General features: G+C 37.4%; 23 protein-coding genes. 5 read left to right on the top strand and 18 right to left on the bottom strand.

Annotated elements, in window-relative coordinates:
* Positions 1-60 precede the first annotated feature (60 nt).
* The 4 genes from spoVAE to ACIQ7T_RS20265 are packed head-to-tail and all read right to left on the bottom strand — an operon-like array spanning position 61 to position 2,285.
* Positions 61-420, bottom strand: coding sequence for a stage V sporulation protein AE (gene spoVAE, locus ACIQ7T_RS20280; protein ID WP_370077030.1), 360 nt, complete (start codon positions 418-420; stop codon positions 61-63).
* Positions 421-436: 16 nt separating this feature from the next.
* Positions 437-1,432 (bottom strand): stage V sporulation protein AD, encoded by a 996-nt coding sequence (locus ACIQ7T_RS20275; protein ID WP_370076760.1) that lies wholly within the window; start codon positions 1,430-1,432, stop codon positions 437-439.
* Positions 1,426-1,881, bottom strand: coding sequence for a stage V sporulation protein AC (gene spoVAC, locus ACIQ7T_RS20270; RefSeq protein ID WP_370076758.1), 456 nt, complete (start codon positions 1,879-1,881; stop codon positions 1,426-1,428). Before spoVAC ends, ACIQ7T_RS20275 begins: the two co-directional genes overlap by 7 nt.
* Complete coding sequence (locus ACIQ7T_RS20265; protein WP_370076756.1) at positions 1,881-2,285, bottom strand: YhcN/YlaJ family sporulation lipoprotein; 405 nt, start codon at positions 2,283-2,285, stop codon at positions 1,881-1,883. Before ACIQ7T_RS20265 ends, spoVAC begins: the two co-directional genes overlap by 1 nt.
* A gap of 134 nt (positions 2,286-2,419) precedes the next feature.
* Here ACIQ7T_RS20265 and ACIQ7T_RS20260 point away from each other — a divergent pair, with 134 nt between their 5' ends.
* A complete protein-coding gene (locus ACIQ7T_RS20260) occupies positions 2,420-2,944 on the top strand; it encodes a CotY/CotZ family spore coat protein (protein WP_402872974.1) in 525 nt (174 codons plus the stop codon).
* Between the two features lie 64 nt (positions 2,945-3,008).
* Here ACIQ7T_RS20260 and ACIQ7T_RS20255 read toward each other — a convergent pair whose 3' ends face one another.
* The 7 genes from ACIQ7T_RS20255 to ACIQ7T_RS20225 all read right to left on the bottom strand — a co-directional run bounded on the left by ACIQ7T_RS20255 (position 3,009) and on the right by ACIQ7T_RS20225 (position 8,665).
* Positions 3,009-3,410, bottom strand: coding sequence for a hypothetical protein (locus tag ACIQ7T_RS20255; RefSeq protein ID WP_370076753.1), 402 nt, complete (start codon positions 3,408-3,410; stop codon positions 3,009-3,011).
* Positions 3,411-3,463: 53 nt separating this feature from the next.
* Positions 3,464-4,840 (bottom strand): magnesium transporter, encoded by a 1,377-nt coding sequence (mgtE, locus tag ACIQ7T_RS20250; protein ID WP_370076751.1) that lies wholly within the window; start codon positions 4,838-4,840, stop codon positions 3,464-3,466.
* A 757-nt stretch (positions 4,841-5,597) separates the two neighbouring features.
* The gene (locus tag ACIQ7T_RS20245) at positions 5,598-6,506 is read right to left on the bottom strand and encodes an RluA family pseudouridine synthase (RefSeq protein WP_402873017.1); all 909 of its coding nucleotides are present in this window, start codon (positions 6,504-6,506) and stop codon (positions 5,598-5,600) included.
* A gap of 1 nt (position 6,507) precedes the next feature.
* Positions 6,508-7,302 (bottom strand): NAD kinase, encoded by a 795-nt coding sequence (locus ACIQ7T_RS20240; RefSeq protein ID WP_132363921.1) that lies wholly within the window; start codon positions 7,300-7,302, stop codon positions 6,508-6,510.
* Entirely contained in the window at positions 7,299-7,970 is a 672-nt protein-coding gene (gene yjbM / locus ACIQ7T_RS20235) for a GTP diphosphokinase (RefSeq protein WP_370076749.1), read from the bottom strand. Before yjbM ends, ACIQ7T_RS20240 begins: the two co-directional genes overlap by 4 nt.
* A gap of 62 nt (positions 7,971-8,032) precedes the next feature.
* On the bottom strand, positions 8,033-8,416 hold the full coding sequence (locus tag ACIQ7T_RS20230) for a UPF0738 family protein (protein ID WP_370076747.1): 384 nt from the start codon (positions 8,414-8,416) through the stop codon (positions 8,033-8,035).
* A gap of 78 nt (positions 8,417-8,494) precedes the next feature.
* Entirely contained in the window at positions 8,495-8,665 is a 171-nt protein-coding gene (locus ACIQ7T_RS20225) for a hypothetical protein (protein ID WP_402872969.1), read from the bottom strand.
* A 357-nt stretch (positions 8,666-9,022) separates the two neighbouring features.
* Between ACIQ7T_RS20225 and ACIQ7T_RS20220 the strand changes: the two genes are divergently transcribed.
* The 4 genes from ACIQ7T_RS20220 to ACIQ7T_RS20205 all read left to right on the top strand — a co-directional run bounded on the left by ACIQ7T_RS20220 (position 9,023) and on the right by ACIQ7T_RS20205 (position 11,861).
* Positions 9,023-9,607, top strand: coding sequence for a CYTH domain-containing protein (locus tag ACIQ7T_RS20220; RefSeq protein WP_370076745.1), 585 nt, complete (start codon positions 9,023-9,025; stop codon positions 9,605-9,607).
* A 39-nt stretch (positions 9,608-9,646) separates the two neighbouring features.
* Positions 9,647-10,435, top strand: coding sequence for a lytic transglycosylase domain-containing protein (locus ACIQ7T_RS20215; RefSeq protein WP_402872965.1), 789 nt, complete (start codon positions 9,647-9,649; stop codon positions 10,433-10,435).
* A 216-nt stretch (positions 10,436-10,651) separates the two neighbouring features.
* Positions 10,652-11,059 carry a globin domain-containing protein gene (locus tag ACIQ7T_RS20210; protein WP_132363931.1) on the top strand — a complete coding sequence of 136 codons (408 nt, stop codon included), beginning with the start codon at positions 10,652-10,654 and terminating at the stop codon, positions 11,057-11,059.
* Positions 11,052-11,861 carry a DsbA family protein gene (locus tag ACIQ7T_RS20205; protein ID WP_370076741.1) on the top strand — a complete coding sequence of 270 codons (810 nt, stop codon included), beginning with the start codon at positions 11,052-11,054 and terminating at the stop codon, positions 11,859-11,861. The genes ACIQ7T_RS20210 and ACIQ7T_RS20205 overlap by 8 nt, the downstream gene beginning before the upstream one ends.
* A gap of 487 nt (positions 11,862-12,348) precedes the next feature.
* On the opposite strand, the gene ACIQ7T_RS20200 is transcribed toward ACIQ7T_RS20205, so the two are convergent.
* The 7 genes from ACIQ7T_RS20200 to mecA all read right to left on the bottom strand — a co-directional run bounded on the left by ACIQ7T_RS20200 (position 12,349) and on the right by mecA (position 18,406).
* Entirely contained in the window at positions 12,349-13,425 is a 1,077-nt protein-coding gene (locus tag ACIQ7T_RS20200; protein ID WP_402872962.1) for a hypothetical protein, read from the bottom strand.
* A complete protein-coding gene (locus tag ACIQ7T_RS20195; RefSeq protein ID WP_402872959.1) occupies positions 13,410-13,853 on the bottom strand; it encodes a hypothetical protein in 444 nt (147 codons plus the stop codon). The genes ACIQ7T_RS20200 and ACIQ7T_RS20195 overlap by 16 nt, the downstream gene beginning before the upstream one ends.
* 121 nt (positions 13,854-13,974) lie before the next feature.
* A complete protein-coding gene (locus ACIQ7T_RS20190) occupies positions 13,975-14,115 on the bottom strand; it encodes a hypothetical protein (RefSeq protein ID WP_402872956.1) in 141 nt (46 codons plus the stop codon).
* Between the two features lie 472 nt (positions 14,116-14,587).
* Positions 14,588-16,399 carry an oligoendopeptidase F gene (pepF, locus tag ACIQ7T_RS20185; RefSeq protein WP_370076735.1) on the bottom strand — a complete coding sequence of 604 codons (1,812 nt, stop codon included), beginning with the start codon at positions 16,397-16,399 and terminating at the stop codon, positions 14,588-14,590.
* 48 nt (positions 16,400-16,447) lie between these two features.
* Complete coding sequence (locus ACIQ7T_RS20180; RefSeq protein ID WP_402872953.1) at positions 16,448-16,687, bottom strand: hypothetical protein; 240 nt, start codon at positions 16,685-16,687, stop codon at positions 16,448-16,450.
* Positions 16,688-16,768: 81 nt separating this feature from the next.
* Positions 16,769-17,557, bottom strand: a complete 789-nt coding sequence (locus ACIQ7T_RS20175) for a competence protein CoiA (RefSeq protein ID WP_402872950.1) — start codon at positions 17,555-17,557, stop codon at positions 16,769-16,771.
* A 180-nt stretch (positions 17,558-17,737) separates the two neighbouring features.
* Complete coding sequence (gene mecA / locus ACIQ7T_RS20170; RefSeq protein WP_370076731.1) at positions 17,738-18,406, bottom strand: adaptor protein MecA; 669 nt, start codon at positions 18,404-18,406, stop codon at positions 17,738-17,740.
* Between the last annotated feature and the right edge of the window lie 206 nt (positions 18,407-18,612).

Raw genomic sequence — 18,612 nt, 5'->3', positions numbered from 1 at the left:
TACCCCTCCCTTCTACAACCTATCATATGTTAGCGTTGTAAAAATGGGTGGGGTATTCGTCTAATTAACATTTCCTTTAGGTTTAAATATTAATGCTCCGATAAAGCCAAAAACAACGGCAGCACTGATTCCTGAGCTTGTCACCTCAAACATCCCAGTTAACACACCTACAAGCCCATGTTTTTCCGCTTCAACAATTGCACCCTGCGTTAAGGAATTTCCAAAAGATGTAATAGGAACAGTTGCACCGGCACCAGCAAAATTAATAAGTGGCTCATACAAGCCCATTCCGGCAAGAATCGAACCAGCTACTACAAGAGTGCTCAATGTATGTCCAGGTGTTAATTTACCAACATCCATTAATAATTGACCTATAGCGCAAATAATGCCTCCTACAAAAAATGCAAACACAAATGTCATAACCATAGCTTTTGCCTCATTTCATTGTAATTTCAATCGCATGTGCCGTACATGGAATTGTCTCGCCCTGTTGAAATGAAAGCGGAGACAGTAATGCTCCTGTCGCCACAAGAAGTACTCGTTTATAGGTACCTGCTCGCATCTGTTGGATCACGTAACTAAAAAAAACAGCTGCCGAACAGCCTGCACCACTTGCACCGGATTGGAACGTTTCATCCTGTCCATAAAACTCAGCACCTGCATCACGTAAAGGTTTTAACTCTTCACTCTTTATGCCACTCTCAACAAACATTCCTTTTAAAAGTTTTATGCCAAGTTGACCTAAATCACCTGTTAAAATTAGATCATAATGGTAAATTTTTTGATTTCGCTGCTCTAAATGTGATTGAATGGTTTGAAAAGCGGCAGGTGCCATCGCTGCACCCATGTGAAAAGGGTCATCCATACCATAATCAACCGATTTTCCAATAGTCGCTGCTTCAATAGAAGGGTATTCCTCATGATGTTTACCAACAAGAGCATAACCAGCAGCCGTTACCGTCCATTGAGCAGTTTGGGGCTTTTGTGAGCCATAATTGATTGGATAGCGGAATTGTCGTTCAACCGCATTATGTTGACTAGATGCACCGGCTAACGATAAATTGGAGGCACCTACTTCTGTTAACAGGCTCGCAATAATTACGGAGGATATAGAGGTAGCACACGCTGAGAATAATCCGATAAAAGGAATGTCTAAGTCTCTGGCCGCAAAATTGGTTGGTGTCATTTGGTTAACCAAATCGCCGCCCATAAAGTAATCAATGTCCGTATTTTTCACGCCCGCTTTTTTCATGGCAAATTCACAGGCCTCTTCAACCATTTTTCGATGACCTTGTTCATTTGTTTTCATTTGCCAACGCTCATCATCATAGGTCGCATCAAAATGTTGACTAAATATACTACGTTTCTCTAGCGGCCCTGCTACCACACCACCTGCTATTAAGGACGGCTTCGATTGAAAGACAATTACCATGAAACCACTCCTATCGTCACAAGAATGAATTTAATAAGTGCTATAAAAAAGGCGGAGACAACACCAAATAATACAACTGATCCAGCTAATTTAAATAAATTCCCACCGACACCAAGTACTAATCCTTCAGATCTATGCTCAATGGCTGCAGAAATAACAGCATTACCAAACCCTGTTACAGGCACAGCTGATCCAGCTCCAGCAAATTGACCAATTTTTTTATATAAGCCAAACCCAGTTAAAATCATGGCGAAAAATATCATTGTTGCAACTGTTGGATTTCCGACTGTCGCTTCGGTAAAATCAAAGAAAATCATATAAAAAAGGGATACGGCCTGTCCGATTGTACAAATAAGTCCACCTATTAGAAACGCCTTTGCAACATTTTTAAAATAAGGCGGTTTTGGCGTGACATTTTGCTCTAATTGCTGGTATTGTTCTTTTTCCACTATGTTTCCTCCTTTGCAAGCTTTTTCAATTTCACAATTTTATCTTTCAGTTTATTATCTTCAACTTGTTCCCTTTTTATTTTATTGGCTTCATAAAATATTTTATAATCAGCTGAAACAAAAACATCTTTGTTTGGATATTTTTCATCAAATTTCTTTTGCAACTTTTTCTCTAATTTAGTCTTTTTCCACTTATCCCATGGTTTAATTTGCACGGCCACAAGCATACTATTGTCATATTGAATAACCGTTGTTTTGTCTACATATTTCTGTTCTTTTAAAATGGCTTCAACTTCCCTTTCATTTTCCGGTGAACCATAGACAATAACTTTTTCTTTTTCACCGCAACCACTTAAAAGCGATAAACTGACTAATAGAGGTAACATTATTCCTAACAGCTTCAAGCTTTTACCCTCCTTTTCTTTAAAGTTTCTCCAACCATAAAAAAACTATTCATTTAACTATATATACGAAAGCCCGAGTCCATTTTTCAGAAGCACATATTGTAGAAGTAGTAACAAGGAAAGGAGGTGACAATATGGGTTGTGGCAAGCCAACAAATCCTATTGGACCAATCCATTCAGCAGGCTGCGTTTGTGACGTAGTACGCGCTATTTTAGACATTCAGAATCAAGCGGTGAGAGATGAATGTCAACCATGTACAGCTAACTGTTTCTTAGAACCACTTGGAGGCATAGTAAGTCCTGCACGCTCTCATGCAGATACACGTGTATTCATGTTAATTACAAAAGACGGTACTCCTTTTAAAGCATTTTTCAGTTCACCAACAGCAGATCCATGTATATGTACATCAGTATTTTTCCGTGTAGAAGATATGTTCGATGAGTGCTGCGCTACTTTGCGTGTTTTAGAGCCTTTATGTTCATTTGACTCCAGCGAAAGTACAGTAGATCTATTAAGTCGAGATGGCTGCTGTGTCAACATGAAAAAAATATGTAAAGTAGATGATTGGAGTTCAACTGAGAGCTGTATCACTGTAGATTTATCATGCTTCTGCGCTGTACAATGTATTGCTGATGTTGACTTAGGGATTTGTGAATAGTCTTTTCACCTTTGACACACTACACATAAAAAAAGTGTACAGCATCCTCTGCTGTACACTTTTTTCATAAGGTAGGTAATTGTTTACCTCGCCATAATACTTGATCTATGTCCTCAAAATAGATAATCTCTTGCGTCTTTAATTCGTAAGAAGTAAGCATCAATGAATCGGTCTGTACATCAGATGCACTACCACGTAATTCTCTACCATCCTTTAAACATATAAGTAACGGTTGATAGGCTTTTTGCCGAAAAGGCTTCTCTAAAAATTGAAGCTGCTTTAGTAAATACGGATCTATTTGTACTTTTTCAACTACTTCTTCTTTTTCTTCAATAGTTTGCTCATTGAAATAGCCGTCCTTACTATACACTGACGTACTTTCATCCAATTCAAGCTCATGTAGCATCTTAGAAATATTGAGAAAATATGATGGTGACTTTATAAACAAGCGTGGCTCTTGACCCACATTACTCACTTCCCTTTTTTTCATACAATATGCAAAAGGAAGAAGTTTGGTTCTCAGCCTATTTGACTTAAGAATACTGTCGCCAAACCTAAGTAAATTAAAATACTTGTTATATCATTTAAAGTTGTAATGAATGGACCTGATGCGACAGCCGGGTCAATTTTCATACGATGCATTAGTAGTGGAATAAAAGAACCTGCAAGTGTTGCTACTAAAATAGAACCACAAAGCGCTGCTCCTACCAGCATTCCAAGAATCAACTCTTGTTTCCAAACATAGATGATGCCAATCACAATCAACCCACAAACAACTCCAGACATTAAGCCTGTACCGGCTTCACGTAGTAGTAATTTTAGCTTGCTATGCTCTTCGACATCTCCTGTTGCAATACCTCGAATAGCTACCGCTAGTGCCTGTGTTCCACTATTCCCTGAAGTACCTGAAATGAGAGGGATAAACACTGCGAGTAACGCAACCTGTTCTAATGTTGCCTCAAAATGTCCCATCAAATTTGCTGTCAACATCCCTAAAAATAATAATATGACAAGCCATGGCAAACGCTTTTTAGCTGCTTGGAACGAGGTTGTATCAAATTTATCCATATCGGAAATACCCGCTAATTTAGAGTAATCTTCCGATGCTTCCTCATCAATAACGTCGATAATATCATCGACTGTAATAATCCCTAGTAATTCACCCTTATCGTCAATAACTGGTGTTGCTAAAAAGTTATAGTCCTTCATAATTTGAGCAACCTCTTCTTGGTCATCCCCTGCGTGCACCATCACAACACGTTCATTCATAATCGAACGTATAAGGGTATCTTCATCAGCAATAATTAAATCACGAAGCGTAATAACGCCAGTTAATCGATGTGCTTCATCAACGACAAATATATAATAAATGGTTTCAGCATCTGGCGCCTCTTTCCGTAAAATCGCCATTGCTGAACGAACAGTAGAATTTTCTGGTATCGCTACATATTCAGTCGTCATGATAGAACCAGCTGTACCTTCATCATAACTTAATAACTCATTGATCTCTTCAGCTATTTCCTCATCCATCATGCCTAAATAGCTTTCACGTTGTTTCGTATCCAACTCATTTAAAACGTCTGCAGCATCATCTGCATACATGTGAGAAAGCATTTCTGCACCATATGACGGATCCATTTCAGCTAGATACGCTGTGTATTCATCATCATCTATTTCGATTGCCTCAAAAATATCAGCCATTTCCGTCGGAGACAAGTACGAATAGATGATCTTCCTTATATCAGGTTCCACCTTCTCATAAAACGTTGCCTGATCATATGGATGAAGCTCTAAAAACTCATCGCGGAATGCGTTAATATCATGTGCTTCGAGCATTTCTCGCAAACGTGCCTCGTCGAACTGCACATCATCCTTTTCATTTCTTTCCTCTATCATGCTTGTCCCCTCCTTCCGAGCAATCAATTATGCCTCGGCATAATTGCGTCCAGAATCGGCTTTGTGCTTGCACAAAGAACTCCTTTCCGATTCAGTGACATCCGCCGGAGGCTTTAAATTATTTCAGCGGGTGTTTGACCAACCGCCGAAAAGTAAATTCATTTGTACCTGTCGCTTTGCTTTCTGTACAGAAAACATTTGCTGAAATAAGTTAAATCATTGATACGGGCAATGCCGTAAATCTACCTTATATATAATAGAGTGTATTGTGCCTTTTCTGCAAACCCTTTTTTTACTACATAACAACCTACATCATTACCACTATCTAATTGGATAAATCTTCGGGTAAACGTTTCTATTTTTCACCTGTTATCATAACGCGTGGTTGATTTCCGTCCCGACTGGGCGCTTTGTTGCTGTCGCTTCGCTTTCGCACAGATAAAATGTTGCTGTCGCACAGAGCAAAGCTTCCTGGGGGCGTCGGACCAACAGGATGTTGGTCACGAAGGCGTTATCACAGGACGTGATGCTTTTAGCCTTCGTTCCCCTCCCGCTTCGCTCCAAGGTCTCATACAAACACTTTCTTTACTGTTAACGTGCTGTTATGAAAAACCTATTACTTTTACTGGGCTATAAAATGATAAAGAGATGCCCGTTTGTGCGAACATCTCCTTAAATATATAACATATCCAGTAATAGTTTTCACTCTTAGTGAACTAATGAAGTCTTCGTTCATAGATAGGTTTTGTACCGAACTTCAAATTAAGGAGTCAATTAATAATCGCTGCATATCTTCATTTAAGTTACTTTTGAATTGTAAACGCTCATCTGTCAACGGGTGAAGCATCTTTAAGGACACACAGTGTAGGGCTTGTCTATTTATATGCTCGCGACTTCCACCATAAAGTTCATCTCCAACAAGTGGATGTCCTACATAGGCCATATGCACACGAATTTGATGTGTGCGCCCTGTATGCAACTTTAGCTGTATATGTGTCATCGGTTCATTCTGTAAATAAAAGTGCCTTAAAATTGACACATCTGTATGTGCAAATTGACCGTCCTCACGTACCTCTCGCTCAATAATACTCGTCTCCTTGCGTCCAATAGGAGCGATAATTGATTGTACATCTGGTGCCACATGTCCATGTACAATGGCTTCATATTGTCTAGAAATCTCTCCACTGCGCTGTGCAAGTCCCGTTAAATGATGAATATGGGCATGTTTGGCAATGCACAGCAAGCCAGAAGTATCACGATCAAGTCTCGTTACTATATGAGCAGTAGATGCTAGACCCTGTTGCTGAAAATGACCACACACTAAATTAGCTACGCTATATGTTGGATGCTCGCGCGAAGGAATCGTACTCTGATGCGCTGGCTTATTAAGCACTAAAATCGCTTCATCTTCATAAATAATTGAAAGTTCACCATGTTCAACAGCGAGCCCTTCACTTTTTTCTTCAGGAGGGAATTTAACTTCAACTCGATCCCCAACGCGAAGATGATGTCGAACATTGCGTTCAACATCATTCACGGTTAGCAAGCCTCCATCAAATTTAATTGCCGTTAAAGCCCGCTTGGAGATTCGCCATTCAGTTAAGGCCTCTCTTAGTAGTTGGCCTTCCTTTTCCGCTATAAAATGCAGTGTAAATCTTGTATCCATTTTACTCATTTGCTACGAATGACTCATGTACTCGTTCCCAGAATGGGAATGGACGGAAACGAGCAAAACGTACTCTTTCAGTTGCTACATTAAAAGCAATCGACTTCACATCGCCTTGCGTAACTTGTAAATGATCAACAGTCATATTAAAGTTTTGTTCATTTACTGGACGTAAAACACAGTGATGATGTGCTGGTAAAATGAGTGGTGAACCAACTGTACGGAAGACACGGTTATTGATCGATGCTATCTCAGTAATTTGGAGTGCCGCTAAAGTTGGGTGAATAATTGCTCCACCGAGGGCTTTATTATAAGCTGTACTACCAGAAGGAGTTGACACACAAAGACCGTCTCCACGGAAACGTTCAAACTGATTACCATTTAACTCAACATCCATAACAAGCGTGACATCAGGTGATTTTATAGTTGCTTCATTTAACGCTAAATACGTATTGGATTCTGCATTATGATGTTCCACCTTTACCTCTAGTAGTGGATACTCCACAACATTAAAGTCCTTTTTGGCAATGGACAAAACAAGCTTTTCTAATTCAGATGGCTTCCAATCCGCATAAAATCCTAAATGTCCCGTATGGATACCTACGAAGGCAACCTGATGTAGCATATGAGCATATCGATGAAAGGCATGTAGTAAAGTGCCATCTCCTCCAATAGAGATGACAATCTCAGGAGCCTCTTCATCATAAGTTAACCCAAAGTCTTGCAAATACGTTTTAGCTAGCTCCATTAATTCGTTCGACTGTGCATCTCTACGTGATTGAATGGAAAATTTCATTTTATGTCACGCTCCTTCTCCGAAAGTAAATTAGGATTCGATGCTTCTTTGTATTCACTAAAATAGGCCTGCGCTTCTTGTATTTCACTACGAATGGACGACATTTCCTCATCCAATCGGAAGGCGGCCTCTGCTGCACTTTGAAGGCGATTTTTAATTTCCTCGGGGAACATGCCTTTATATTTATAATTTAAAGAATGCTCAATAGATGCCCAGAAATTCATAGCTAGTGTTCTTATTTGAATTTCAGCTAATACCACTTTTTTCCCTTGTATCGTTTCAACAGGATATTCGACAATCATATGATATGATCGGTAGCCACTTGGCTTATTATGTGTAATATAGTCACGCTCTTCCACTACACGCATATCTTTACGTTGACGTATTAGCTCAGTAACTGTTGAAATATCATCGACAAATTGACACATAATACGTAAGCCTGCGATATCTCCTAACTCATCACCTAGCTGTTTAGAAGGCTCAAATGCGAGTCCTTTTTCTAATGATTTATCGTATATACTTGCTAAAGGTTTTACACGTCCCGTTACAAATTCAATTGGTGAATTTGCATTAACAATACCAAACTGTGAACGCATACCCTTTAATTTTACTTTTAACTCATCTACTGCTTGTTTATAAGGACTTAAAAATATTTCCCATTGTCCCATCGCAAAAACCTCCCGACAATCGGTATCGAACAAAACCAACACCGTCTGTTCGTTTTGTCTTTTTATTCAGCAAGAATTGTCTTGAAGTGATGTTCCACCTCTTGGACAAATTCCGCCCCATAATTGTAATTTCCTTCAATATTATACACGAGCATTTCCAGTTCATCGTAAAAATTAGAAAGCTCAATAACTTCCGTACCTAGTTGTAGCTTTGGATTTTGTTTTTTTTGTAAAATATGTACAAGTTCATCCCAACTACTCGGTGGAAAACGCAAGTAATGATAATTCTCTCCTGCATCAAGTAAATAAATAAACGCAAAGTCATCAGAGTCTGCTATTAATTGTGCAGCAGGTTTTAACTGTAAATTTGCTTCAATGTCGTTTAAACTAAAATGAAGTTGCTCGTTTTCAAAATTCAATGTTTCTATTGTATAAATTTTACGCACATGCGGTTCCCCTTTTCGTCGTACTCTTCCTCTTATTTTAGCATAGAGGGTAAATAGTTGCAGTGTGTAAATACTAAATCAATGAAAAAACGAACTAAACTTTTTATCATAGCGTGTAGTTGATTTCCGTTCCGACTGGGCGACTCCTTGGGGATCAGCAATAGAGGAACGAAGGCTACAACCATCACTTTCTGTGATAACGCCTTCGTGACCAACATCATGCTGTTGCTGTGCTTCGCTTTCGCACAAAAAACAATTGTCCTTCATCGGAAATTAGGGATGATATTTCGTCAAAATGTATGCCATGCATATTAGTTGATTGGAGTGGAAGCTGGGCGACTCCTTGGGGATCAGCGATAGAGGAACGAAGGCTACAACCATCACATCCTGTGATAACGCCTTCGTGACCAACATCCTGTTGGCCCGACGCCCCCAGGAAGCTTTGCTCTGTGCGAAAGCGAAGCGACAGCAACAAATGTTTTCTGTAGCGAAAGCAAAGCGGCAGCTACAAAGCGCCCAGCTGGAACGGAAATCAACCACACGCTATGCTGAGGAACCTTTCCCTAATCAACACCCATAAAAAATTAAAATAAACAGGTGATCATAATGGCACAACAACTTGAAATAGAATTTAAAAATCTTTTAACAAAACAACAATACGAACACTTATTGCAAGCATTTAACATTCCCGAAAATGCTATTCATCGTCAAACAAATCATTATTTCGACACACCTTCTCAAGCTATTCGAAAACTACAAAGTGGGCTCCGTATTCGACAAATCGACAAATATTTTGAATGTACTTTAAAAGAAAAAAATGCAGAGCATGCTCATTTAGAAACAACTGACGAATTAACTGCTGAGCAAGCTAAGAAAATGCTTGTTGGAGAAGGTTTTTATGCCCAAGAAGTAGCAAAAAGACTAGCTCTCTTCAACATTTCTTTAGAAAATTTAGCAGTATTTGGTTCACTTACAACCGATCGTGTCGAAATTCCTTATAGGGATGGTCTTCTAGTATTCGATCATTCTTTCTATTTGCAGTGCGACGATTATGAGGTAGAATATGAATCAAAAGATGCAAAAAAAGGAAATGCAATCTTCGACGAATTTCTACAGCAATATGGTATTGAAAAACGGGCTACAGATAAAAAAATCGCACGTTTCATGAAAGCATTACAAATGAATAAATAACAGTAGCTTAACTAGTATACAAGAAAGGGTGGCAACTCCTTGGATATTCAATCACTCAGAACTTTACTTGACATTCAAGCATTACAAACACTAGGATCTTCAGAAAATTCATCGTCAAACAATCTTACAGACAGCAATTCTATGTTTTCTAATATGATTAGCGAATTGCTAGGCGACTCAACTACTACTAACAGTGCAAAATTATCTAGTTTGCTCGGGGGCGTATCAAGCGCTTCGTCATTGATGAACCAGTTTAGTAGTTTAAACGGGTTAGCTGAAAACATGCAAAATAGTGCGTATCAATCATTACTTTATAATGGTTCTAATGACGTCTTTATACCATCTGCTGTACAGGCAGCATTAGCAAATACACAATCTAGTACAAAGCTCGACTCCTATGTTTCGGATAATGTAATTGGTTCAACAGCGTATGCCAATTCATTAGCTGGTGCGAACCAATACGCTTCGATTATTCAAAAGGCAGCAACTACATATAATGTACCTGAGAAGCTAATCGCTGCAGTGATTAAGCAAGAGTCTAATTTTAATTCTAGCGTGGTTAGCCATGCTGGAGCACAAGGATTAATGCAATTAATGCCAAAAACAGCTCAATATTTAGGGGTTACAAACGCCTTTGATCCTGAGCAAAATATTATGGCAGGCGCAAAATATTTACGTCAATTGCTAGATAAATTTGATAATGATCCTACATTAGCGTTAGCTGCTTATAACGCAGGAGCTTCACGCGTTACAAAGTATGGTGGCATTCCTCCTTTCAAAGAAACACAGAATTATGTCCAAAAAGTGATGAATTACTATACAGCTTAATCGCATAAACATTGTTAATACAGTCTTTTTCGGCAAATTTCACCCACGTGGTGAAATTTGTGCTTTTTTAGCGAAAACATTTCGGAAGAGCGCTTTGTTTGTGTTAACGAAAAGACGTTGATAGAATGAAGGTAGTCACAAGAAATTCACATTTGTAAAGATGACCAAGTATAAAAATATACTTTACGATATAAAGAATTAAAGGGGCATTTAATTATGAATCGAAAATACACTGTTCCTTATGAGGAGCTGGGGGCTGAAAAGCTTTCAGAGCTAATCCATGCATTCTATAAAAGAGTTGCTCAGCATCCTGATCTTATTCCAATCTTTCCGAAAGATTTGACAGAGACAGCACGCAAGCAAATTCAATTTCAAACACAGTATTTAGGTGGACCAAATCTTTTTACTGAGGAGCATGGGCATCCAATGATGCGTGCACGCCATATGAATTTTCCGATTACACCTGATCGTGCCCAAGCTTGGCTTGAATGTATGTCCGAAGCGATGGATGAAGTGGGGTTGGAAGGGAAGTTCCGAGAAACATATTATCAACGTTTAGTATTAACAGCTCATCACATGATTAATACACCAAATGACGATGAGGGGGAATTGTTACGTGAATAATATTCAAATGCTGCAGAAGCCAACTCTTGAGATTTCTACTGCTAATAAGCCTATTGAATTGTATATTTTCGTAGATCCACTTTGTCCAGAAGCTTATAATATGCAAGCCATTCTTCGTAAGTTACATTTAGAGTACAATCATTACTTTACATGGCGCTTTGTACTAAGTACAGAGCTTGCCTCTTTGAATTGTTTAAGCAAACGTGTAAAAGGTTGTTTATCAGGTATTGAACTCGACATTAATCATCCTGTCCTACCATCTATCGCTATTAAAGCTGCAGAATTACAGGGCAAACGTGTCGGAGCACGCTATTTGTCGAAACTACAAGAATATGTATTATTAAACCAGCAAGATGTCAATTCTTATGCTACGCTGTTAAAAATTGCGGAAGATGTTCAATTAGACATGAATGAATTTTCAGCAGACTTTGGTTCAAAGGAAGCAGCACGTGCTTTCCAATGCGATTTATATATTAAACGTGAAATGGAAGTTGATGAAGTGCCTAGCATTGTATTTTTCAATGAATGTATTGAAGATGAGGGCCTAAAAGTTAGTGGTAGCTATTCCTATGAAGTTTATGAACATATTTTACAAGAAATGATGGATGAACAGCTTGTGCGTCAACCATTACCAACAATGGAAGAGTTATTCACAAAATTCCATACACTTTCAACAAATGAAGTAGCTTTCATCTACTCATTAACAGAACAAACCGCTGAACGCGAATTAAAAAAGCGTATGTTGCAACAAAAGATTGAACGAATTCAGACAAATAACGCTACACTGTGGCGTATTAAATAATGCAATTATACTATTATTCTAAGCTCCAAAATAAAAGCAAGTGAAGAAAACTTCACTTGCTTTTATTTTTCTTTATAGCCTCTTCATTACTTTCTTTCGGATTATACAAACTTAAAATAAATAAATGCACAACCTCATCTATCATCTCATCAATATCCGGATTAATATGCTCATTTATATATGGTAATGTCAATTGGAAAACTAAAATTGACGACAGCAAAGAATAGAAAAAATTCGCAGTATATTTAAAGTTCCCTTTTGGAATTTTCCCTTGCTCTTCTGACTACTCCCACAACTAAAGCAGTGGGGTTCTTATGTACTTAAGAGAAGCGTTACAAAGCTCTCCACAGATGGTGTTGCCATGTCCTGTGTACAACATCTTTGATTTATCTTCTGTTCCATAAGACTTTCTTATTTACACAACCGATGTTGTGTTGGCAATAAGTTTTAACGAAGGCAGGTAGCTCTACCTACGGGGGAATACCCCTCACTTGATTTGTTTGATACCCATGCTAAGAGGGAATGTTTTCTTTACTTGTTTCAAGTCTTCTATATGTTGATTGTGTAACTCTAAAAAGGTAGGAAATGTTTTATTGCATAAGTCTTGATTTGTTTGTTGTAAATTTGTATCACTATTCATCAGTAAAAACGCACTATATAAATCTCGTTGTACGAGATGAGTTCCAATTTGACTCCAACGTTGATGCAATTTTTTCTTTTCATAACTATGCGTCACATGGTTATACTGACTGGCTCTAAAGGTGATCGTATTTACTTTCTGTATTGTTTGCTTTGTGTAACCTAATTTTTGATGGATGATTTCCACTAGCATGGCAGGGGCATGATTCCCAATGCTTTTTCCAAAACGCTTTTTGGATTGGATTTTGCCCTGTATATTTGTTTTGGTTTCTTTTGTACGTTTTGCCAATCCTTTAAAATGCATGGTTTCGATGTACACCTCATCGCCAAGAGACAAGATTTTATTTGCTAACGCACCATGGTTTTCTTTGATGTAGCAAGCTTTCTTTCTATATAATTCTTTTATTTGTTTTTTTGTTTTTTGATAGTTTTTACTATATGTCCAACGGAGTTTGACGCCATGTTTTATAGTACCATCCTTTTTGAAATTGTTAGGATTGGTACTTCTACGACTTCTATCCAACTTGCGTAATAAACGTCTTTTTTGTTTCTCCAATAAAGGTACTTCTGGTGCAAGTTGTTGCATGAAAACTGTTTCTTCTGAAACAATCGCAATGGTAGAAGGACCAATGTCAATACCTACTCGTTTTTGTTTTTGATAGGAATGTCGAAAGGCTCCTGTAGATGGAATTCTCTTTGCAGGAGGAATCCCATCGATCACAAGTTGTACGTAAAAAGTATGTTTTCCACGAATCACTTTTTTGACTAGACGACAATATTTAATGGTATGAAGAGCAAGGGATTCTTTTACAAACAAATCTTGTTTGCGAATACGAACAGGAAGGGTTAATCCATTCCAATAGACAATATTCTCTTTAAATCGAATGCCTGCTTTATGAGATTTCCCTTCTACAGAATGAAGCATTCTGTAACGTTAAAGTGTGCTTTACTCCCTTTAAATAGAACATCTTGAACCGCTTTCCAGACAGTAGAGGCGATTTTCTGAGAAGTATTGCTATCTATATGTTTTTTATAGTTATGTTGATGCTTTTTAATATACGCATGCAGTTGATATTCACTTAATCCAAAAGATTTACGAATGTGATCTAATTCTTTTGCGGTCTGCTTCAATTCTTTTGAATCATTAGATTTTTTCGCTTTTTGGTAGCAACGTAATTGTTTTCGATATTGTTTTGATTCTTGCATTAAAGTATATTTTTTTACTGCATAAGACAAGGTTATATTATAGAGTGTACGGGCAATTTCAAAACGTTTTAATAGAATATCTTTTTGCCATGTATCTATAAGTAACTTGAGTTCTATAACAAAACAATCTTTCTTCCCTTTCGTCATTACCCGTCACCCCTTTCTTTTTTTGATTATTTACAATATACAATATAAACATATGTTCTAAAAAGAAAAATGCACTTCATTCCGCCCACCTCTGAAGAAGTGGGCTTCCAGAAGCTCAATTCTATGAAGGGTGGGCGACTCCTTGGGGATTAGCAATAGAGGAACGAAGGCTAAAACCACCACATCCTGTGATAACGCCTTCGTGACCAACATCGTGTTGGCCCGAGACCATGGAGCGAGCAAAGCGAGTGAAGCGGCTCATCGGACGCCCCACAGGAAGCTTTGCTCTGTGCGAAAGCGTAGCGACAGCAACAACAAAGCGCCCAGCCGGAACGGAAATCAACTCTCTCTTTGCAGTGAGCAATACTTTATTTAAATTGACACCTTACATCGACATAAAACAAAACAAAGAAGCGCCACTATCCTCGACAGATAGTGACGCTTCTTTTTCACAAAGGGGATGGGAGAAATGTTCACGTTCAAACAAAGGGGTGTATGTTTGTTTTTGTGATTTATTTCACATGAATCAATTTATCATGGAATAGTAAATATAGCAACAAGTCCGATGATAGATTCACAAATTTGTCAAATAGAAAGCGATTACAAACAGTATTTTTTCAAGATACGTACTTTTAAACCATTTAGAAATCAAAAAAAATCATTATTCCTTAAATTTTTATTATTTAATTAATCATAGAAAAAAGGCTGTAGTGAAATACCTACAGCCTTCAAAATTAATTATTCAACAATAATTTTTCTAACTCATTTAAACGTTCTTCAAATACTTTACATGCATCATCAATCGGTTTAGCAACGTTCATATCAACACCCGCTGCCTTTAATACCTCAATTGGGAAATCAGAGCAACCTGCTTTTAAGAAGTTATTAATATAACGTTCCACAGCTGGTGTACCCTCTTCTAAAATCTGTTTACTTAATGCTGTTGCAGCTGATTTACCTGTAGCATATTGATACACATAGTAATTATAGTAGAAGTGTGGAATACGAGCCCATTCTAAGCCGATTTCCTCATCTACAACAATATCTTCACCGAAGTATTGTTTATTTAAATTATAGTAAACCTCGGTTAAACGCTCCGCTGTTAGAGATTCACCATTCTTATCCATTTGGTGGATTAGGTGTTCAAATTCAGCAAACATTGTTTGTCTGAAAACAGTACTTCTAAAGCCGTCTAACCAATGATTTAATAAATAAATTTTCTGTTGTGGATCTTCAATTGTTTTCAGTAAATAATCATTTAACAGTTCTTCATTACATGTCGAAGCTACTTCAGCCACGAAAATAGAATAATCACCATAAACAAACGGCTGAGTTTTACGTGAATAATAACTGTGTACACTATGACCAAATTCATGAGCAAGTGTAAACAGATTATTAACATTGTCTTGCCAGTTCATTAAAATGTATGGATTCGTTCCATAAGCACCTGAAGAGTACGCACCACTACGTTTCCCTTTGTTTTCTAGGACATCCACCCAACGGTTATCAAGACCACCTTGAACAATACCTTGATATTCCTCACCTAATGGCGCTAAAGCCTTTACTAAAATATCCTTCGCTTCGTCGTAAGTGACTTTCATATCGACTTCCTTAACAAGTGGAGCAAATAAATCCCACATATGCAGTTCATCCACACCTAAAAGTTTCTTACGTAATGAGATATAGCGCTGCATAGCTGGTAAATGCTTATGGATTGTTTCTACTAATTGGTCATAAACACTTTCTGGAATGAAGTTGTTAGACATTGCTGCGTGGCGTGCAGAATCATAATTACGAATACGTGCGCTGACATTATGCTTTTTAACATTGCCAGTTATTGTAGACGAAAACGTATTTTTAAAGTTACCGTAAGTTTCATACATTGCTTTAAAGGCATTTTCACGAACAGTGCGATCTTTACTTTCTAGAAACTTAATATAGTTACCGTGTGTTAGCTGCACTTCTTCTCCATCTTCATTTTTCACTTTAGGGAAGACTATATCTGCGTTGTTTAACATACTAAATGTATTTGAAGCAGTACCTGTAACCTCAGACATTTGTGCAAGTAATGCTTCCTGTTCTGCTGGTAAAACGTGCGGACGTGCCATCGTTATTTCTTTTAAAGATTGCTTATACAGTTGTAAGTCTTTGTTTTCTGCTAAGTAATGTTCTATTGTTTCTTCACTCAATGATAAAATCTCAGGTGTTAAAAACGATAGGGCAGCTGAGATACTAGTCGCTAATGTTTGAATACGACTATTCATATCCTGGTAGAAGCTATTTGTCGTATCTTGGTCATAACGCATATGAGCATACGTGTAAAGCTTCATTGCTCGTTGATAAATATCATCGTGATAAGTTAGAACTGCTAATAATGCATCTGCCCCATTTTTTACAGTACCTGCATAGCTAGATGCCTTTTTTGCAATTTCTCCAACTTCTTTATACTCTTCTTCCCATAGTGCGTCAGTTGCAAATATATCCTCCAAGCGCCAAGTTAACTCTTCCGGAACTTCATTTCTTACTAAAATTTGATTACTAGCCATGTGCCAGCCCCCTTAATTTGTTAGCTTTTCCTATACTCTCATATTTTCTCAGTATATTGTGGCAATTGCAAATAAATGTGCGTATATTTGCTCACAAATATCCTTTTCTTCATAACTTTTCGCCAGCACCATTCCAAAATTTTTAATTGCTTGTACTGCTTGATTTGTTACCCCTACATTTTGTTGGATTAAAAACGATCGAATAGTTCTCTCCTCTAGTTCATGAGGTTCTAATTGTAATCGACGACAAAAATAGAGGAAAATCGTTTGCCACTCAATAGAAAACATCGGTATCGCTTCTGCATCTTTTACCGGAACACCTACGTAATCAGGCATTGCAGTTAAAGTAAAGCGTAACTCATAACTACTTCATAAAAATGAATCTTGTACTCCATTTTTACTATGTAATAAACGTTGGTATACGAATTGCTTACACTGCTTTTTATAAAGCTGCCAATATAGATGAAATTCCTCTTTCGTAATTGGCTTAGGCTCATAAAAAGGGAAATGTTGCTTGTTAATCGTTAGTTCCTGTACTTTACCTATAAAAGTATACCCATGAACATGAAGAAGATTCGTCCAATAAATAAATCTCGAAGTGTTTGCATCATAGGTCACTAAATAAGTCAAGCCTTGTGCTGTGACCATTATCATCTTTTGCATAATTGGGGAAATAGAAATTTTTTGAATACCTTGTGTAGATTGTTTTTGAGGTGTTTGAAAAAGCCACAATGGCTGTATAGAATTTTTCTCATATCCAGATGTACGCAATAGCCACTTTTCATGGGAAATTGTACTACATTGAAATTCAATAGCAATTTGCTTTTGCTCCTTTATTAGAAGCATATCTGGTCGCTGTGAAAGTTTCTGTAAATAAGGCTCCAGCCTTACTGTATGCCCAAGTTTTCTTAGCCATTCAAATAATTGGACTTTTCCTTGTAAATGAAGTTTTGATTCACCCTCTGCAAATAACTGCTCACAGCTATTATTAGCAATATGTGCGAAATGAGGGATATTATATTGGCCAATCTTTAATTGGACAGGCTGTTGGCATTGGGGACAATAAAATTTCATCTGCCGCCTATATCGTTGTAATTCTTCCCTTGAATACTGGTATGGGAGGAAAATCTGCTGAAGTTCGTTATAGGCCATAAGCATAAAACCATCTCCTTTTTGACTGATTGTAAAGGAGTGTTTTTAAAGCAACAAATAAAGAACTGCTTTTTCTTGAAATTTAAAAATTGTTATCTTTTAAAACGAAATAAAAAGACTGTAAACAAACTTGATAATCACCAAGTTTGTTTACAGTCTAAGCCACTGAATCAAGTACTTATTACTTTAAATAAAATATTTTCGCACTGTTTCAAAGCAATTATATTCCATAATTTTTTCGCCATATTCCTCTAAGCGATGGATTGTGAAATTTGATGGTATTAAAAATTCTTTAATAACGGCATTTCTATCGTGATGATTTAGTTCTTCATCTGCGTTCGCGAAATCAACTACCAAATAGTACCAATTTTCATATTTAAATAATGAGGAATCCACTAATTCATCTGTTATGCGTTTCGCTACAGGGATTAACTCATCAATATCTTTAAATTTATAAACATAAATATCTGTATCCATAAATAACTCTGATTCATCTAAGTCACCAAACTGAGTTAGTTGACTGAGAAGATCTTCTCCAACGTCCTCAAATGGGGCAAACATCTCTTTGTGTTCGCCAAATTGCGAAGAACCATCTAAGGTTTCACCGTCTTTTAAAATATGTGCACGTGTGACAATGATTTCTAAGCCTACTTCAGACGCATTGATATGAATCCAAATAGGACCTTCTACATCAAAGTAATCCTCCGTGTTTACTTCATCAATCATATCCCAAAAAAGTTGTTCACCCTTTGCTCGATTGTACCAAATTTCTTCACGACTATAGCCGCGATCCTCTATATCATTGTACGTAATAAAGAGCTTGAGTGTATTTTCGTTTACACGTTCGATGTCCACTAGACCTCATCTCCCTTCACTGTCATTTGTCGAAAAACAGTTTTGTTTCATTAGTATGCTTTTATTCATTGTTTTTAACCTCATACCCCGTTTTTGTTTTTCAACCTTTGACCACACTACAGTAAAACCGTTGAGCAACCGAAATCAAAAATTAATTGTCCACAGTTGTCTCTAATTATATTGTATGCTGTTCTGTCATAAAATGA

This window comes from Lysinibacillus sp. NPDC096212, assembly GCF_044763105.1.
GTDB lineage: Bacteria > Bacillota > Bacilli > Bacillales_A > Planococcaceae > Lysinibacillus.
The sequence above is the reverse complement of the archived record's forward strand: the minus strand, read 5'-3'. Positions and strand labels throughout refer to the sequence as shown.

Excerpts from the sequence above, each read along its gene's own strand:
- spoVAE (WP_370077030.1), bottom strand. The coding sequence starts at position 420 with ATGACATTTGTGTTTGCATTTTTTGTAGGAGGCATTATTTGCGCTATA.
- ACIQ7T_RS20275 (WP_370076760.1), bottom strand. The coding sequence starts at position 1,432 with ATGGTAATTGTCTTTCAATCGAAGCCGTCCTTAATAGCAGGTGGTGTG.
- ACIQ7T_RS20260 (WP_402872974.1), top strand. The coding sequence starts at position 2,420 with ATGGGTTGTGGCAAGCCAACAAATCCTATTGGACCAATCCATTCAGCA.
- mgtE (WP_370076751.1), bottom strand. The coding sequence starts at position 4,840 with ATGATAGAGGAAAGAAATGAAAAGGATGATGTGCAGTTCGACGAGGCA.
- ACIQ7T_RS20245 (WP_402873017.1), bottom strand. The coding sequence starts at position 6,506 with ATGGATACAAGATTTACACTGCATTTTATAGCGGAAAAGGAAGGCCAA.
- ACIQ7T_RS20240 (WP_132363921.1), bottom strand. The coding sequence starts at position 7,302 with ATGAAATTTTCCATTCAATCACGTAGAGATGCACAGTCGAACGAATTA.
- yjbM (WP_370076749.1), bottom strand. The coding sequence starts at position 7,970 with ATGGGACAATGGGAAATATTTTTAAGTCCTTATAAACAAGCAGTAGAT.
- ACIQ7T_RS20220 (WP_370076745.1), top strand. The coding sequence starts at position 9,023 with ATGGCACAACAACTTGAAATAGAATTTAAAAATCTTTTAACAAAACAA.
- ACIQ7T_RS20210 (WP_132363931.1), top strand. The coding sequence starts at position 10,652 with ATGAATCGAAAATACACTGTTCCTTATGAGGAGCTGGGGGCTGAAAAG.
- ACIQ7T_RS20200 (WP_402872962.1), bottom strand. The coding sequence starts at position 13,425 with ATGCTTCATTCTGTAGAAGGGAAATCTCATAAAGCAGGCATTCGATTT.
- ACIQ7T_RS20195 (WP_402872959.1), bottom strand. The coding sequence starts at position 13,853 with ATGACGAAAGGGAAGAAAGATTGTTTTGTTATAGAACTCAAGTTACTT.
- ACIQ7T_RS20190 (WP_402872956.1), bottom strand. The coding sequence starts at position 14,115 with ATGAGCCGCTTCACTCGCTTTGCTCGCTCCATGGTCTCGGGCCAACAC.
- pepF (WP_370076735.1), bottom strand. The coding sequence starts at position 16,399 with ATGGCTAGTAATCAAATTTTAGTAAGAAATGAAGTTCCGGAAGAGTTA.
- ACIQ7T_RS20180 (WP_402872953.1), bottom strand. The coding sequence starts at position 16,687 with ATGTTTTCTATTGAGTGGCAAACGATTTTCCTCTATTTTTGTCGTCGA.
- ACIQ7T_RS20175 (WP_402872950.1), bottom strand. The coding sequence starts at position 17,557 with ATGCTTATGGCCTATAACGAACTTCAGCAGATTTTCCTCCCATACCAG.